15 protein-coding genes are annotated in these 16,933 nt (G+C 51.2%); 6 read left to right on the top strand and 9 right to left on the bottom strand.

Annotated elements, in window-relative coordinates; all coding sequences use genetic code 11:
- Positions 1 to 7: 7 nt before the first annotated feature.
- The 6 genes from HLG76_RS11845 to HLG76_RS11870 all read right to left on the bottom strand — a co-directional run bounded on the left by HLG76_RS11845 (position 8) and on the right by HLG76_RS11870 (position 5,775).
- On the bottom strand, positions 8 to 1,426 hold the full coding sequence (locus HLG76_RS11845; RefSeq protein WP_175993716.1) for a UvrD-helicase domain-containing protein: 1,419 nt from the start codon (positions 1,424 to 1,426) through the stop codon (positions 8 to 10).
- Positions 1,423 to 3,147, bottom strand: coding sequence for an ATP-dependent endonuclease (locus HLG76_RS11850; protein ID WP_175993717.1), 1,725 nt, complete (start codon positions 3,145 to 3,147; stop codon positions 1,423 to 1,425). The genes HLG76_RS11845 and HLG76_RS11850 overlap by 4 nt, the downstream gene beginning before the upstream one ends.
- A 344-nt stretch (positions 3,148 to 3,491) precedes the next feature.
- Positions 3,492 to 3,914, bottom strand: coding sequence for a CBS domain-containing protein (locus HLG76_RS11855; RefSeq protein WP_175993718.1), 423 nt, complete (start codon positions 3,912 to 3,914; stop codon positions 3,492 to 3,494).
- Complete coding sequence (locus HLG76_RS11860; RefSeq protein ID WP_025674528.1) at positions 3,911 to 4,261, bottom strand: P-II family nitrogen regulator; 351 nt, start codon at positions 4,259 to 4,261, stop codon at positions 3,911 to 3,913. The genes HLG76_RS11855 and HLG76_RS11860 overlap by 4 nt, the downstream gene beginning before the upstream one ends.
- A gap of 9 nt (positions 4,262 to 4,270) precedes the next feature.
- Positions 4,271 to 5,050: a DUF1538 domain-containing protein gene (locus tag HLG76_RS11865; RefSeq protein ID WP_175993727.1), complete on the bottom strand. Its 780-nt coding sequence runs from the start codon at positions 5,048 to 5,050 to the stop codon at positions 4,271 to 4,273.
- Positions 5,050 to 5,775, bottom strand: coding sequence for a DUF1538 domain-containing protein (locus HLG76_RS11870; RefSeq protein ID WP_175993719.1), 726 nt, complete (start codon positions 5,773 to 5,775; stop codon positions 5,050 to 5,052). Before HLG76_RS11870 ends, HLG76_RS11865 begins: the two co-directional genes overlap by 1 nt.
- 224 nt (positions 5,776 to 5,999) lie before the next feature.
- Between HLG76_RS11870 and HLG76_RS11875 the strand changes: the two genes are divergently transcribed.
- Positions 6,000 to 6,896, top strand: coding sequence for a TIGR01777 family oxidoreductase (locus HLG76_RS11875; RefSeq protein WP_175993720.1), 897 nt, complete (start codon positions 6,000 to 6,002; stop codon positions 6,894 to 6,896).
- A 132-nt stretch (positions 6,897 to 7,028) separates the two neighbouring features.
- Here HLG76_RS11875 and HLG76_RS11880 read toward each other — a convergent pair whose 3' ends face one another.
- On the bottom strand, positions 7,029 to 9,470 hold the full coding sequence (locus HLG76_RS11880; protein ID WP_077647155.1) for an ABC transporter permease: 2,442 nt from the start codon (positions 9,468 to 9,470) through the stop codon (positions 7,029 to 7,031).
- Positions 9,460 to 10,146, bottom strand: coding sequence for an ABC transporter ATP-binding protein (locus HLG76_RS11885; protein WP_077660765.1), 687 nt, complete (start codon positions 10,144 to 10,146; stop codon positions 9,460 to 9,462). The genes HLG76_RS11880 and HLG76_RS11885 overlap by 11 nt, the downstream gene beginning before the upstream one ends.
- On the opposite strand from HLG76_RS11885, the gene tesA reads away from it, so the two are divergent.
- The 3 genes from tesA to HLG76_RS11900 all read left to right on the top strand — a co-directional run bounded on the left by tesA (position 10,145) and on the right by HLG76_RS11900 (position 12,922).
- Positions 10,145 to 10,756, top strand: a complete 612-nt coding sequence (gene tesA, locus HLG76_RS11890; RefSeq protein ID WP_077660764.1) for a multifunctional acyl-CoA thioesterase I/protease I/lysophospholipase L1 — start codon at positions 10,145 to 10,147, stop codon at positions 10,754 to 10,756. The genes HLG76_RS11885 and tesA overlap by 2 nt on opposite strands.
- A gap of 29 nt (positions 10,757 to 10,785) precedes the next feature.
- Entirely contained in the window at positions 10,786 to 11,631 is an 846-nt protein-coding gene (locus HLG76_RS11895) for an SDR family oxidoreductase (protein ID WP_175993721.1), read from the top strand.
- Between the two features lie 436 nt (positions 11,632 to 12,067).
- On the top strand, positions 12,068 to 12,922 hold the full coding sequence (locus HLG76_RS11900) for a co-chaperone YbbN (protein WP_077460075.1): 855 nt from the start codon (positions 12,068 to 12,070) through the stop codon (positions 12,920 to 12,922).
- 4 nt (positions 12,923 to 12,926) lie between these two features.
- Here HLG76_RS11900 and cueR read toward each other — a convergent pair whose 3' ends face one another.
- Positions 12,927 to 13,388 (bottom strand): Cu(I)-responsive transcriptional regulator, encoded by a 462-nt coding sequence (cueR, locus tag HLG76_RS11905; protein WP_077575919.1) that lies wholly within the window; start codon positions 13,386 to 13,388, stop codon positions 12,927 to 12,929.
- A gap of 104 nt (positions 13,389 to 13,492) precedes the next feature.
- Here cueR and HLG76_RS11910 point away from each other — a divergent pair, with 104 nt between their 5' ends.
- Together HLG76_RS11910 and HLG76_RS11915 are read left to right on the top strand one after the other, a co-directional pair.
- On the top strand, positions 13,493 to 16,291 hold the full coding sequence (locus HLG76_RS11910) for a cation transporter (protein WP_175993722.1): 2,799 nt from the start codon (positions 13,493 to 13,495) through the stop codon (positions 16,289 to 16,291).
- A 12-nt stretch (positions 16,292 to 16,303) separates the two neighbouring features.
- A complete protein-coding gene (locus tag HLG76_RS11915) occupies positions 16,304 to 16,741 on the top strand; it encodes a DUF411 domain-containing protein (RefSeq protein WP_077460072.1) in 438 nt (145 codons plus the stop codon).
- Positions 16,742 to 16,933 lie beyond the last annotated feature (192 nt).

The raw sequence follows: 16,933 nt of genomic DNA on the forward strand, positions 1-16,933 counted from the left end.
GTAGCAATTAGCTTATTTGATTATTTCGAGAGAAAACGGTGACTGTTTTTGCTCCACGAGAAAGTGCAACGTAAAGGTGTTTATTGTCCATTCCTCTATCATTAGCATCGAGAATTAAGCAATGATCGGCTTCCAGTCCTTTAAGTAGCAATGTTGAACCAATTGCTCGTTTAGGGATTCGGGTATCACCTTTTTGTCTTATCTGCTCCCTTATAATCATTGCTGACTCTGACATAGTTTTATCCGGTGAACTAACCGACAATGATACTGAGTCCTTCAATGCGCTATATGCGCTTCTACGGTATATCCTAGTACCAGTTTTACTCTCAACTTCTTGGAGAGCCGTCAAAATGTCAGAGCGTTCATTACTAATGGCAACGTTAGATAGAGCATGTTCAAAGGTGGTAGGTGGTTGCCTGTTTCTTCCACCAAGAATACTTTGAACACGAGTTAATGTTCGAGTCATTTCAACATTAGTAACCATTGTACTCGCTGTGATAAGAATACTTTCTACCAGATTTATACCGCTTAAACGATCAAACTCGCTAGCTGCAGTAATAACCTGAGCTAATTGCACTTGCTCAACGACTTGAGTCGTATGGCTACTTTGCGCGTATCTATGTCGAGACCTTTCGTTCATTGAACTACCAATGACTAGGAAAGAATCAGTCTGATTTTGATTAATTATCCTTTGCTGAGCATTCTGCTGATTAATAAGGTCAGTCTGAGCGTTACCTGTTAGTGGATGCCACATCACGTGGTTCGGGCAGTCGGTAAGATCTAAGATCCCTCTTCGTAGTAGTGTTTCTCTGGCTTCAAGTATCCATTCACCAAGGTCAGGAGCTCCCGCATTGTTCCAACGCCATGGCGTTCCTAAGGTTCCAAGCAATGGAAACCTTTGTTGCACTTCTTGCTGCCAGTCAGGCATTGGGCCTGCAAAACTGAATATGCATTGCATCGGGTCACCAAAAACCACCGTTGGCAGCACTTGTGAAAGGGAAGCGATGATATTATGTTGGTTGTTGTCACAATCTTGGTATTCATCTACTAGCAGTCTTGAATATGAAGCCTTTATGATTTCGTGAAGCCCCCCTGAATTAAGAGAACTAAGCACCGATCGCCTGAGTTCTGGATAAAACTGTCGAGGATTATCGGGTGATGCGCTGATTGGGCAAGATGTCGGAAAACTGTTAGCTATTCGAAGCGCCCAGCCATCAATAGTTGTCACTACATAATGAGAAGCAGGAACTGATAATCGGCGTAAGCGCTTCTTAAGAGCCGATACACCTGCGGTTGTATGTGTTAGAACCAATATCGGTTTTTGCGCCCTAATCGACAAAGCTTCCGTAATCAGGTGTGTCTTACCACAACCTGCAGGCGCAACAATTGAGCCTAAATCACTATCGAGCACTGCTTCAATGTTCATAGATCAAGCGCCCACTGAAATAGATTATTTACAGGTGCTTTTAAATCTTCCGTGAAAGCATTGTAATTAGGACCAATAATGTTTCTGGCTACACTTTCTGCTGGTTCTATATCTTTTAACCAGCCCTTTTTATTGGCAGCTTTAGCAAGGATTACTCGTTGGGCATCGGTAAATCTTTCAAGACAATCATCTAGAGTTAGCGACTGATTTGAATACGCTTGAATATGAGCGTTTATTGAGTCGGCTCCCTTCCTTTCAGCGGCCATATTCAATAGTTCGGGGATAATGTCCGCGGGACAAGCAATAAAGATAGCGTCCTCTGTGGCTCTATTATGAGCCCATTCAACTACGAAAATACCGGCTGCTATCGCATTTTCTCTGAGTTCTCGATGCTGCTCAGCTTTATCCGAATCCTTAAAAATTGCCGTAGGATAACCTAGTGACGAAAAAATATGCGCCCTTGCAAACATGGCATCACCACCCCCGTCCGCACAATGGACGCCTTTGGATGTAATCGTTTGAGATCCAGCGTCTTGGTTATAAAGGTCTATTCCTCTTACTATCCCAATTTCCGTTTTTCCTTCGCATACGATAACACTTTTGCTGAAAAAGGATTCGGCGCAGGCCCGTAACGTAGCTTGCTGCTGACCTTCTCCGTTTAGGCTATATATCTTATGTTGAATATGATCAGGGTCAAAAGCTACCTGAGCCAGAGTAGGACTACGCATAACGTGGAGTTGTTGAGCCTGCAACTCACGAAGCACATAAGGGGAGTGAGTTGTGATGAACACTTGCTGCGTTGGCTCAACATCTTTAGAGCCTAGCTCGTTGAGTAAACGAGTAATACGATATGGCTCTAGTCCGTATTCAGCCTCATCAACAATGATTACTTTAGAGTGACTGGCCGCTTTCTGCAGGCCGCTAGTTAGAAGTCTGGACGAACCTGTGCCTAATTGTCTAAGAGGAGTATTATCACTGTTGTGAAGACTTATAGCACCATTGGATAAGGAGATTCCATTTACATCTAATAATGCTTTCAGTTCGCCAACGGGAACACCTAAGCCATTAGATATATTCTGGACTTGTTGCAAAACGCCAGCAACCCCTTCAACTTGTTGTTGTGCGAAGGCTTCACGGGTTTGTCTTCCTAACTGCGCAAGAGTGCTTGATACATCTAGTGTCTCTTCAGAAAGCTTGTTAAGGATTGAACGACTGCCCCAAGCAAGGTTCTGGTGCGCAGTTGTACCTAAGCGAGCAGGAGATAAAAGCTCTCTATGTTTCCATGGTAATCTACGTTCTAATCCATCCGCTTCAGCCCTCTCCGAATACAGTCGCCAATCCGGGTCTAAGTCACTATCTACAGTTAATTTTATGGTTAGAACAGTTTCAGTACCTTGCTGAGGCTCATCAAGGATTTTTTGAGTAGTAGCATTATACCCCCTTAAGAAGGAGCCATAGCTTTCGATATTCTTCAAGTCATCATGAAGATCACCTAGGGTAATTGTTATCGATAGTGGTGACTGGATATTAAGTTGGTAAAAATCAGCATCGTTGAATGAATAAGAGCGTCGAGCACCGAGCGTAAGATCGATAGCATCTAATAGTGTAGATTTACCTGAATCACCGGGGCCAATTAGGCAATTTAATCCTGGCTTTGGGTGCCATGATAGTTTTTTGATTGTTCTAAAATTTTGTATTTCTATATGGCGTATAACTGACATGAATGATTCTCTTCGTATCAAACTAACAAGCTTACACCACTATACAACAAGCGTCTGCTAGAGAGTAAGACCACCAGCACTGATTAGATATTTTATGATACTACACTTAATGCTGATCTCGAAATAAATGGGGATTGACTGCGACCTAACGAAAACTAAGTAAAAGTACAACAGACACGATTAGTCCATATCCACTCTAGTTGAGCGTAGGTGAGGCTCGCGCCAGCTATGCAATTGGGTAAAAGCTTGTTACTTAGATTAATTTTATGGCTGCTAGCGCTTTATACAGCACGTTTTGGGGTACACATGAGCTAGCCCCACTCCCTCCAAAACCACCTACTCATCTAATCCTTCCTATGCTGGCTTTCCACTTCTTCGGCGAGCATGCCGTAGATCACGATCAGGTTATAACTGACCATGCCGAGGACTTGGCCGTTTTCGATTACAGGGGCACGGCTGATGCCGAAGCGTTCGAATAAACGGGCGCAGTATTTCACGTTCATATCGGGGGAGACGCTGAGCGCGGGTTTGGTCATAATTTCATAAACATTCACCCGTGATGGCGCGCGGTTTTTGGCGAGCACTTTTTTGGCAATGTCGTTCATTAACACAATACCGAACTCGTCATGCTCATCGCGTTTATTGACGATAATCGCTTTCACTTGTTGTTCGCGTGCAATGCGAATCGCTTCTTCGACCGTGGTGAGCCCATCAATACACACGGCATTGGCATGCATCACATCTCTGACCGTTTTATGTTGTTTCATAACTCGTCCTTCACCACTTCGGTTAATTCTCGCATTTGGTGGGCCACGCCCACGGCATCTTCCACATCAATTTGCACCGCGATACCACTGCCGGAGGTGGCATCAAACTCGCCCACGTCATTAATGGTTTCAAGTATGGTGCGCGCTAAGTGCTCTTCCACCAGGAAGATAGCCACGTCTCGCTGCACATCCAGCGTCAGCCCTAAAAAGGTTTTCTTTTTCACCAAGCCTTCGCCACGCGCGTTGTTAATAATGGTCGCGCCGGTAGCGCCGGCTTGTCTGGCGGCATCGAGCACCGCATCGGTTTTGGCATCTTCAATAAACGCCATGATTAATTTGAACCGCATAGGCTCTCCTTACGATGAACGCTGTGCGTGCTTTTTCTGTAAATAGGCTGTGATTTGGGCATAGCCCATCACGGTGATCATCGGAAACAAACTGGCAAACGCAATTAAACCAAAACCATCAAGCATCGGGTTTCTTCCCGGTACGGTAGAGGCTAGTCCCAACCCCAGCGCCGTCACCAAGGGCACGGTCACGGTTGAGGTGGTCACCCCTCCAGAATCATAGGCCAAGGGCACGATAAACGGCGGGGCAAAATAGGTTTGGATCACCACCACCACATAGCCGGTGATGATGTAATAATGAAGCGGATCGCCCACCACAATGCGGTAGCACCCCAAAGCAATTCCCATTGCCACGCCAAGCGCCACCGAGGCCCGCAAGCCGTTCACTCGAATCGCCCCACCCGACACTTTGGCTGCTTTGATCGCCACCGCGATTAATGAGGGTTCGGCCACCGTGGTGCTAAAGCCAATCGCTGCGGCAAACAGATAGACCCAGTAATAGGCTTGCCAATTAATCTCGCCGCCCGCTTTGAGTGCTGCGCCGACAAAATCAGTGGCAGTGAGCTGCTCGGCCATCGAGGCCCCGAGCGGGAATAGCGCCAGCTCCAGCCCCATTAAAAATAGGCTCAAGCCCAAAATGACATAGAAAAAACCAAACAAGATCCGTTTGGGGTTGTTGAGTGCTTTGCGCAATACAAAGAGTTGAAAGCCAAAGATGATGACGATAATCGGGATCACATCGCGCACGGTGGAGAAAAAGGTGTCGATAAACAGGCGCAGACCGTCCATCACGCCACCACCATGCCGTAAGCCATCACAAAGATCATCGGTGACAGAGAGGCAAAGGCAATCAAGCCAAAGCCATCCACCATCGGGTTGCGCCCTTTGATCACGGTTGCCAGCCCCACGCCAAGTGCGGTGACTAGCGGCACCGTGATGGTCGAGGTGGTCACCCCACCTGAGTCGTAGGCAATGCCGATAATACTCGGCGGTGCGACCATGGTCATCGCCACCACCAACAAATAGCCGCCAATGATTAAACGGTGGATCGGCCAGCCTTTCATGATTCGCACCACCCCCAGCACAATCGCAAACCCAACAGAGAGCGCCACGGTTAGCCGCAGGCCGTTGGCATAGCTGTCTTTGGCCGCTTCGCTGGTGTGTATCATCCCGCCGTTAGCGGCGACATCTGCCGCCTCTGCCGCCACCGCGGTGAGTGCGGGTTCGGCAATGGTGGTGCCAAAGCCGAGCAAAAACGCGAACGCAATCAACCAGCCTAAGCTACCTTTATGGGCAAGGGAGTGCGCCATGGATTCGCCAATCGGGAATAGCCCCATGTCTAAGCCGTATACAAATAAGGTCAGCCCGACGACTACCAGCACCAACCCCAAGGTAATTGAGATCCAGTTGGGCAGCGGTTGTTGCAGAACAATCACTTGAAAAAAGCCAATCACTAGGATGATGGGTAACAGATCGCGAAAGCTTCCTAGCAATGATTTGAATAACGCTTGCATGTAGGCGACATGACTCCTTGCGCATTAACTGAAAACATACTCTTTATGTGACTATTTATGTTAACACTCCCAAATTAGGGTGCGAGCGGCAGAGCATAAAACTGCGCGATCCAACCGATTTTGGTTGCGGTACGTATCAGGATGCAAAGCAATCACTTGCGCTAAGTCTAAAACCCTCTTAGCGTTACAGTCAGGGATTACACCAATATGTTAGGACATCAGGCATGAAGATTCTTATTACCGGCGGCACTGGCCTGATAGGTCAGGCGCTGATTCCGCGATTACTCGCTGATCATCAAGTCACTGTACTCTCTCGTTCGGTGGCAAAAGTGACGCAGTGTTTTGACGAGAGTGTGACACCACTAGAGCGGCTGGATGATTTGGCGCATTTAAATGATTTTGATGCAGTGATTAATTTGGCCGGTGAGCCCATCGCCGATAAGCGTTGGAGTGAGCAACAAAAAGGGATTATTTGCACCAGCCGCTGGGGGCTGACCGAAAAACTGGTGGAGAAAATTCATGCCAGTAGCACGCCGCCACACACCTTTATAAGCGGCTCCGCGGTAGGTTACTACGGCGATCAACAAGACCGAGCTTTTGATGAAACCTTGGTGGTCCATGCCGATGATTTTGCCCAGCATGTGTGCCATCAATGGGAGAAAATTGCCTTGAAAGGTGCCTCAACGAACACCCGAGTGTGCTTGCTGCGTACCGGCGTGGTGTTAAGCGCTGAAGGTGGTGCACTAAAGCGGATGATGCTGCCTTACAAGCTTGGGCTCGGTGGCCCAATTGGCAAAGGGCAGCAATATATGCCGTGGATTCATATTGATGACATGGTCGGTGCCATTATCCATCTATTGGCCAAGCCTGAGCTCAAAGGGCCCTTTAACTGCACCGCCCCAGAGCCGGCGACCAATAAACGCTTTAGCCAGGCGCTCGCCAGTGCCTTAAAACGCCCGCATGTGTTCTTTGTTCCCACACTCGCGATCAAAACCATGATGGGCGAAGCCTCGCACTTGTTGCTCGATAGCCAGCGCGCCTTGCCTCACGCGTTAGAAGATTCAGGCTTTGAGTTCCAGCACCCCAAGGTGGAAGAGGCGATGCAGTCTTTATTTAAATAGCGGCTTTTGCCTTTCCACAAGTTTGTTGCGGGCCAGGTTTTGCTGGACGTTTGATACAAAAAAGCGGGTATCAATTTTCTTGATACCCGCTTTGTTATGTGTAAAACGAGGATGCTTTACACCCGCACCGTGTTAGCGCCGTTGCGGGTCAATCAGTTTACCCAGCATTGAGGCGACGGTGACAAACACCAACCCCACTGCTAACACCGGTAGCACCGCCCAAAGCTCGGGATGCAAACGCACTTCCATTTCAAAGCCCCATTTGAGCAGCCCTGCCATCGCCGCTTCAGCGCCAAGCACCGCCATTAATCCCGACACCAAGGCCATCACCCCATACTCACTCCACAGAGTGCGTTGAATACGGGTGCGGCTGGCCCCCAAGGTACGGTAGAGGTTAATTTCCTGCTGGCGTTCGCTCAGGCTGATACGCAGCAAGGTCAGCAGCAGTAGCAAGCCGCTGATCACCGCCAGCCCTGCCAACACAGAGAGCGACAAGCCAATTTGACGCAAAATCGATTGAATACGACTGCTCATGGTGCGTAAATCGAGCAGCGTGACGGTTGGGTATTCCCGTGCCAACCGATTGAGCAATGACGTTTGTGATTCATCAAGTCGGAAGCTCACCAACCAGTTGGCCGGTTTGTCGGCGAGAGTGTCACGATCGAAAATAAAATAGAAGTTAGGCCGCATGTTGCGCCATTCTACTTCACGAATCGAGTTGACCGTGGCGGTAAAGTCTTGGCCGGTGACGCTAAAGGTGAGGCTGTCGCCAATCTCAATCCCTAAACGCGCGGCAATATCCGCTTCCACCGATACGCCATTTTCGGTTGGCCAGTCGCCTGCAAGCACCTCATTATGCGAAGGCAAGGTTTCACGCCAGGTAAAGTTAAGCTCTCGGCGCAGCGCTTCATCGGCTTCATCGCGCTCGGCTTCATCGGTGGAAACCTGATAGCGCTCGCCATTTTTGCCCACTAACCGCCCGCGCACGATCGGATACGCATCGGATCGCATCAAGCTGGCTTGGTCGAGCTCCCCCACGTAGTCTTGTTGCGCACTTGGGGCAATATTCATGGCAAACACATTGGGCGCATCGGGTGGTAGCATCCGTCCCCAATCGGCGAGCAAATCGGTACGCAGCAGCCAGATGATCGCCAACAGCATAAAGGAAATGGCTAGCGCGCCAAGCTGAACACTGCTGGCGAGCTTGTTGCGGGTGATCCGGCTGAGGGCCAATTTTACCGATGGCGCGCGTACGCGCGATTTCACCAGCTTGAGCAGGCCTAAGCCAGCCAATGCGAGCAGCACGATCATCGCTGCCATCGCCGCTAACACACTCCATAATAAGGTGTTATCAAACGCCCACAGCGCAAGCGCGCCAACCGGAATCGCTATCAGGATAGCGGCGGTACCACGACGATGCCGCCCGCTGCCAGCCTGCGATTGCACGGCTGCCAACGCGGGCGCATCCAGTAATTTCAGCAATGGCACGCCCAGTGCAGGTAACGCCACCAGCAAGGCAACCCCTGGCGCGAGCACCCATGGCACCCAGCCGTAACTGGGCAGCGGTGAGGGCAATACATCGGTTAGTGGTAAACGCAGGAGCACTTCCAACAGGTAGCCGGCGCCTAAGCCCACCACGGTCGCTAACACAAACAATAAGGTCAGCTGACGCGCTAACCAGCGCCGCACCCACTGCTGACTGGCGCCCAGACTTTTTAGCATCGCCACCAAATCGGCGCGACTTTTGGCATAGTGCTGACACGTGAGCGTTAAGGTGGCCGCGGCCATTACAATCACTAAAACGACGGTAAGAGATAAATACTGACGGCTGCGATCGAGCATATCGCCAGTACGATCAGAGGTGTTTTCATCCACCCAGCGCTCGCCGTCTTGCAGCGTATAGCTGTCCCTTGCGGCACTTAAACTTGGCTCATCACCGGTTAAGAAGTAGCGATAACGTACCCGGCTCCCTTCGCGTACCACGCCGGCGGCAGGCACATCATCACGGTGCATCATCACCGCAGGCATTTGGCTAAAAGGATTAAACGACAGCTCTGGCTCGGCGGCCAAGGTGCCACTGACGCTTAGATCAAGATTGCCAATCGAGACCTTATCGCCGGGCTTAACATCGAGCAAACTAAACACCCGCTCAGACAGCCATAGCTCACCGGGCTGAATGCGTCGATCTCCCGTTAGGGCTTGGCCATTTTGCTCCAACACCAAGTCGCCACGCAACGGATAGAGGCTATCCACCGCTTTCACACTCACCAGCTGCATGTTTTGTTCGCTGAACGCCATGGTGCCAAAGCGGGTTTGTGCTGATACCGTGGTGCCCGCTTGTTTAAAGGTCTCAATTTGCTCGGTGTTTATAGGCTGGCGCGTGCTTAGTACGGTATCAGCAGCAATCAGGTTGCGCCCTTGTTGGGTGAGGACGTTTTCAATTCGATCGGCCAATGCGGAAAGCGCGAACACACAGGTGATAATCAGCGCCAGCGCCACCGCCACCGGCCATATCTGTCCATGCAAAAGCTCTCGCCACGCCCAGCGGTTAAGCAGTCCATTATTACTCGCCATTGACGTGCTCCTGTAGTTTGCCGCTGTCCATCATCAAGGTACGCTGACAGCGTTTGGCCAGCGCCGGATCGTGAGTGACCAACACCAAGGTAGTGCCATGCTTTTCATTCAGCTCAAACAGTAAATCAATAATGGTTGCGGCGGTTTTTTGGTCGAGGTTACCGGTTGGCTCATCGGCAAATAACACGTGCGGGCGGATAATGAAGGCGCGCGCGAGGGCGACACGCTGTTGTTCGCCGCCAGAGAGCTGTGAAGGTAAGTGTGTTTCCCGTCCTTGCAATCCTACCGAGGCCAGCAGTTGCTTGGCGCGGGTTTCGTCTTCGTTTTCGCCACGAATGGTCAGTGGTAGCATCACATTTTCTAATGCATTCAGTGATGGCACTAAAAGAAAGCTTTGGAACACAAACCCCACCGATTCCGCGCGCAGGGCGGCACGGGCATCTTCGTCCAAGGTGGAAAGCTTGTGCCCGAGCAGATCGACTTCGCCTTCACTGGGCGTATCTAACCCGGCAAGCAAGGTCATAAGGGTCGATTTTCCCGCGCCCGACACGCCCATTAGCGCAATCGACTCACCCGCCTCGATTTGTAGCGAGACATCCTGCAAAATGGTAAGCGGCTGTTCGCGTGTCACGACATGTTTTGCAATTTTTTCGGCTCGAATAACAGGAGAGGCCATGTTACGCATCCTTACTTTGTTGTGTTTTTTGTGGGTGAGCAGTGCCAGTGCACAAACGCTCCTCGTCCTCGGTGATAGCCTAAGCGCTGGCTACCAAATGGCAGCTGAACAAGCCTGGCCTGCCAAGCTACCGCGCGCGCTGCAAGATCGCGACCTTGATGTTAAGGTGATCAATGCCAGTATATCGGGTGACACCACAGGCAATGGCCTACAACGTTTGCCGCAACTGCTTGAGCGCCACCAACCTGAGTGGGTGCTGATCGAGCTCGGCGGCAATGATGGCCTGCGGGGTTGGCCGTTCAACCGTATACGAGACAACCTTAAGCAATTGATCACTCAGGCACATACGGGCGATGCCAAGCCGTTGTTAGTACAAATCCAGATCCCGCCCAATTACGGCCAGCGCTATGCGCAAGGATTTGCTGATATTTATCCTACACTGGCAGAGCAAACACAAACCCCCTTACTGCCCTTTTTTATGGAGTCTGTGATCCAAAAGCCTGAATGGATGCGTGATGATGGCATTCACCCGATGCCGGCCGCCCAAACGTGGATTGCCGAGTTTATGGCAGAGCAACTGGTACCGTATCTGTCACAGCCTGACAGTTAATCAACAATAATCAACCAATAGGGATAACGATGACAGCCACCCCCCCTTTAAAAAACGCGATCCTTATCACCGGTTGTTCAACAGGGATCGGTTTTGCCTGTGCCAACGCCTTGCATGCTCAGGGCCACACGGTGATCGCAAGCTGCCGACAAGCGGAGGATGTCACACGGTTGCAGCAACAAGGATTAACCTGCATTCAGTTAGACGTCTCGGACAGCAACAGCATTGATCGCGCGGTGGCCACGATTGATGAAATGACCGGTGGGGTCTTGTTTGGCCTCTTTAATAATGGCGCTTACGGCCAACCTGGTGCGCTGGAAGATTTGCCCACCGACGCGCTGCGCGCTCAGTTTGAGACCAATGTGTTTGGCTGGCACCATTTAACCCAAGCCTTATTACCGATGCTGCTCAGTCATAGCGGGGGACGGATTGTGCAAAACAGCTCGGTGCTTGGCATTGTCGCGCTCAAATACCGTGGAGCCTACAATTCGAGTAAATTTGCGCTTGAAGGCTGGACCGATACCCTGCGTTTAGAGCTGAGCGATACGCCGATTAAGGTGAGCTTGATTGAGCCTGGCCCGATTGAAACGGCGTTTCGTGCCAATGCGCTCAGCGCCTTTAAACACTGGGTCGACCCGAATAAAAGTCGCCACCAGCAAGCCTATCAAAGCCAAATCGACCGTCTTGCTGCAGACGAAGGCGGCAACAAATATACCCTACCCGCCGACGCGCTGGTTGCGCCACTGACGCATGCCTTGTTCTCGCCTCGCCCCAAGGTGCGTTATCGCGTCACTCAACCCACCGTATGGATGGCGATTCTCAAGCGAGTGCTCCCTAGCCGTTGGCTGGATCGGGTCTTGCTCAAAGGCAGTTAATGCAACAATAAGCCGTCGCGGTAAAAAATGTGCTGACTGCCTCATTTGTCATACTTTTGTCACAGAGGTGGGCTAATCTAATTTGTAATGACGACAAAGGCTCTGGGCAACGGGGCCTTCTTGTTAACAGGTAGCATTATAAAGACAAACACAACAACAGGAGCCGGCGGATGACCTTACATCAGTTAAACTGGCTCTGCTTGAGCGTCGCATTGTGCGTGGTGCTCTTGTTCTAACCCGCACGTGTTATTGTTAAAACGTCGCTTGTTTGCAGACCGACGAAATAGGCCACCAAAAGGTGGCTTTTTCGTTTCTCGCCCCCTTGTCGGCTTTGCACATTCCCGCGAGCTTAAACACGCAATTACAGGGCCAGTTGCTTGAATTTCTGCGCGTTTGCCCCCACCCTTAGTGAAAATCCATATCGTCAGGATCCATGATGAACGCAAACTATATCGTCGAATTAACCGAGCATAATTTTCAGCAAATTCTCGAATCATCGTCACGCACGCCTGTGCTGATTTACTTTTGGGCTAATATGATGCCCGAAAGCGTGGAGCTAAAACCCACCGTCGAACAAATTGCTCACGACAGTCATGGCACCTTTACCCTTGCAACCATTGATTGTGAAGCGCAACAAATGATTGCCGCCCAATTCGGTGTCCGTGCGCTTCCAACGCTGGCATTGTTCAAAGATGGTCAGCCAGTGGACGGTTTAGCTGGCCCACAAAACTACGACACAGTGCGCGAAATGCTTGATAAGCACCTACCTAGTCAAGAGAGCCAAGCCTTTGATCAGGCGCGCCAGTTAATGGCAGAGGGCAATTATACCGATGCGCTTGTGATCATTAAGCCGCTGGAGTCCAGCCTTGGCGATAAAGCGGAATACAAGCTTGCCCTTGCAGAATGCTTGGTAGAAACCCACCAGTTTGATGCCGCACAAGCCATTCTTGAGACCATTTTGCTGCAAGATCAAGACGCGACTTATAAGTCATTGATCGCAAAAATTGAATTGCACCATCAAGCCGCAGATGGCCCCGAAATTCGACGCCTGCAAGCGGCGCTTGAAGAAAATCCAGGGGATGCAGGTGTCGCGTACGAACTGGCTTTGCAGTTTAATCACATTAACCGCAGTGAAGATGCGCTTGAACTCTTGATGGGTATTTTGCGTCGCGATCTTAATTACGCCGACGGTGAAGCCAAGAAAACCTTCATGGATATTTTGGCAGCACTCGGCCAAGGCAACGAGATCGCCTCACGCTATCGCCGCCAGCTCTATTCACTGCTTTACTGATCGTTTAATTGACTGCTGGCGATTGGGTCCCCGATGCGCAACAACTTGTGGCATCGGCTTTTAAATCGCCTAACTCACTGTCACCGCGCAGTGCTTCGATAATCGGACACTGCGCGTCACCATCGCCCGGACAAGCCTGAGTCAAGGCATGCAGTGTGGTTTTCATCGCCGCCAACTCTGCGATTTTTTCATCAATTTCGACCAGTTTACTCTCTGCTCGCGCTTTGACATCGGCACTACGCAAAGACGGATCGCGCGATAACGCCAATAAATCGCCACTCTCATCTAATGTAAAACCCACCAGCCGTGCACGGCGAATCATTTGTAGCTCACTGACATGCTGTTCGCCGTAATCCCGGTAACCATTATCGGCACGATGCGGCGGGGTGATCAGTCCTTTTTGTTCATAAAAGCGGATGGTTTTGCTGGTTAAGCCGGTTTTTTCGGCCACTTGTTGAATTTTCATATTCGTCGCTTGACCTTCCAGTAACTATAAGGTTTACAGTTTAGCTTAACTGAAATTGCGACAACCGCCAACATCTCACGATGAGAGGCTATCAAGGAGAGGCAATGACGACGACCGACACCAAGATCACCTATTACACACTGCCGTTAAGTGGCCTAAGCTGCCAAGGCTGTGTGAAAAAAGTGACGAAAGCGCTCGAGGATATCGACGGCGTTCGCATTGAGGACGTTGACACCCAATCACTCTCGCTTGAGACCTGGGGCGAAAGCGAACAATATTCTCTTCGCCAAGCCGTCTCAGCAATTGAATCGCTTGGCTATCATGTCGGCTACCGCCATCATTTCACGTTAAGTGGCTTAAACTGTGGCCGCTGTGTCGCTAAAGTAGAAGCAGCATTGGACGAGCAGCCCACCGTGTTTACACACGCCGTCAGTAAAACCCATGCCGAGGTGCACACGAGCTTGAGTGCTGATGCACTGATTGAGATTATCCACCAGCTGGGTTATCAAGCGGCGCGCGCATCTGATCATGACGCAAACGTGAGCACTGACAACGAATCACCAGCGCAGACAGACGCACGTAACGCGAATCCAGAAACCTCAGAAGCCTCAGAAGCATCAGAAGCATCGGAAGCCAAGTCATCCTCGGTCGATAATCCTGCAGATTCAAGCAAGGCCAGCCGTCAGCAATACGTATTATCCGGTATGACCTGCGCAAGCTGCGTGCAAAGCGTAGAAAACGCGATTAGCGGTGTGGATGGCGTGGCGAACGTGAGCGTTAACCTAGCCGAGCGTAGCGCGATTGTTAAAGGCAGTGCATCGTCAGACGCCATTGTTGCGGCAGTAGCAAACGCTGGCTATGGCGCGGAAAAAGTCGAAGACGATAATGATCGGCGTGAGCGCCAGCAAACCCAGCAAGCCAACGAGCTAAAAAATTTTAAACGCAGTACGTTCGCGGGCTTAGGCTTGGGGGCGCCACTGATGGCTTGGGGCGTGTTCGGTGGCAGTATGACCATTCAATCGAGCCAAGATCAGTGGGCGTGGGGCGCCATTGCGGTGGTAACCCTCTTGCTTCTTGCAACCGGTGGCCGTCACTTCTTTGCCAATGCCTGGCAAGCACTGATGCACAAACGTGCCACCATGGATACGTTGGTGGCGCTCGGTACCGGTGCCGCGTGGCTGTATTCCACCGCGGTGGTCATCGCACCTGCATTATTCCCAGAGCAAGCCCGTCATGTGTATTTTGAAGCCTCAGCCATGATCATTGGTTTGATTAGCTTAGGCCATGCGATTGAAGCACGTGCCCGTGCCAATACGTCTAAAGCACTCGACCAATTACTTGATTTACAGCCACCTACAGCCTTAGTCATTGAAAACGGACAAGAAACAGAGCGTCCGCTTGATGAAGTGAAACAGGGAATGACACTGCGGGTTAAACCTGGCGCTAAGGTACCGGTTGATGGTGAAGTGGTTGATGGCAGCAGCTATATCGACGAATCCATGCTGACCGGTGAGCCTGTGCCTGTTCATAAAACAGCGGGGGACACGCTTCATGCCGGGACCGTGAACCAAAAAGGTGGCTTAACCTTTAAAGCCACTGGTGTGGGCAGCGATACCATGTTGGCACGTATTATTGATTTAGTGCGCGAAGCGCAAAGTAGTAAGCCTGAACTGGCGAAGCTTGCCGACCGTATTTCAGCGGTATTTGTGCCTATCGTGGTCGCCATTGCCATTGTTACCGCGGCTATCTGGTATTTTATTGGTCCAGAGCCGTCGGTCAGCTACATGCTGGTCACCGCGACCACGGTGTTGATCATCGCCTGCCCCTGCGCGCTTGGCTTGGCGACCCCTCTATCCGTTACCGCTGCGGTGGGTCGCGCCGCCGAAGTCGGGGTCTTAATCCGTGATGCTGATGCGCTGCAAACCGCGGCAAAACTGCACACCTTGGTGTTTGATAAAACGGGCACACTGACCCGCGGCCAGCCCGAAGTCACGCATGTGAATGCTATTCACGGCGACCAAGAGCGCCTCATGGCAATTGCTGCCTCACTGGAGCAACACTCCGAGCACCCATTGGCCCAAGCGATTGTTGGCTATGCCAAGCAGCAGACACTTGCGTTGCCGACATCAAATGACTTTAACAGTGAATCTGGCAAAGGGATCCAGGCCAAGATCGAGGGTGAACGTTACTACATCGGCAACCAAGCGTGGATGCAGGCACAAGGGATAGATACTGACGCCCACCAAACCGATATCGACGCCATGACTCAGCGTGGCGAAACCGCGATTTACCTTGCCAATGCGGACAGCGTACAAGCGCTTATTGGTGTCAGTGATCCGATTCGTGATGATGCCATAGACGCTATCGCTCGCCTGCAACAACAGGGGCTTGAAGTGATCATGCTCTCTGGCGACCACCCAGATACCGCCAATGCCATTGGCCGTCAGCTGGGCATTGATCACGTTATTGCCGGTGTGCTGCCTGATGGAAAATCGGAACAAATCCAGTCTCTCCAACAGCAAGGTAAATGCGTTGCCATGGTCGGTGATGGTATCAATGATGCGCCGGCACTTGCGCAAGCCGATGTCGGTGTGGCGATGGGCAGCGGCAGCGATATTGCGATAGAAAGCGCGCAAATTACGCTGATGCACCAACACCTTGGCGCCTTGGCAGACGCCATTGGGCTATCTCAAGCCGCGGTACGCAACATGAAACAAAATCTCTTTGGTGCCTTTATCTACAACACCTTGGGGATTCCGATCGCTGCCGGCATCCTTTACCCCTTTACCGGCATGTTGCTCAGTCCGGTGATCGCGGGTGGCGCAATGGCGCTCTCTTCGATCACGGTGGTGACTAATGCAAACCGATTACGTTTTTTCAAAATAAAATCAGACGATAAGTAACAAGGAGCGATAATGAAGCGTTTACAACTACTTGTAGCAACAGTGGGCCTAATGAGTGCCTCGGCGATGGCCGCGAGCGGTGTGGTGTATAAATCCCCCAGCTGTGGCTGCTGCGACGATTGGGTTGAGCATATGGAGCAAGCCGGCTTTGAGCTAGAGGTAAAACCGCATGACAACATGGCGTCAGTCAAGCAAGACATGGGCGTCCCAGCTGATATGCAGTCATGTCATACCGCACGTATTAATGGCTATGTGATTGAGGGACACGTTCCTGCCCAAGAGGTGAAAAAGCTCTTGGCCACCAATACGGGATTAGAAGGACTGGCCGTTGCAGGCATGCCGATTGGCTCACCAGGTATGGAATACGGCGATCGTCAACAGCCTTATACGGTCATGGCGTTTGATAAGGCAGGCAATACCCAAGCATTCCAGCACTACCCTAAGCCTTAAGTGCTGGACCGAGAAAACGAAAAAACCCCAGCCAAAAGGCTGGGGTTTTACGTTGGTCGGTGAAGAGGGATTTGATGGGGCGGCCCCCGCGGGACCGGGCTCCCGGCCCCCGACCAAATACGCTCTCCACTACCTGGATAGTGGTCGGTGAAGAGGGATTCGAACCCCCGACCCTCTGGTCCCAAACCAGAT

The sequence above is a fragment of the Salinivibrio sp. EAGSL genome (assembly GCF_013366455.1).
Taxonomy (GTDB): Bacteria; Pseudomonadota; Gammaproteobacteria; order Enterobacterales; family Vibrionaceae; genus Salinivibrio; species Salinivibrio costicola.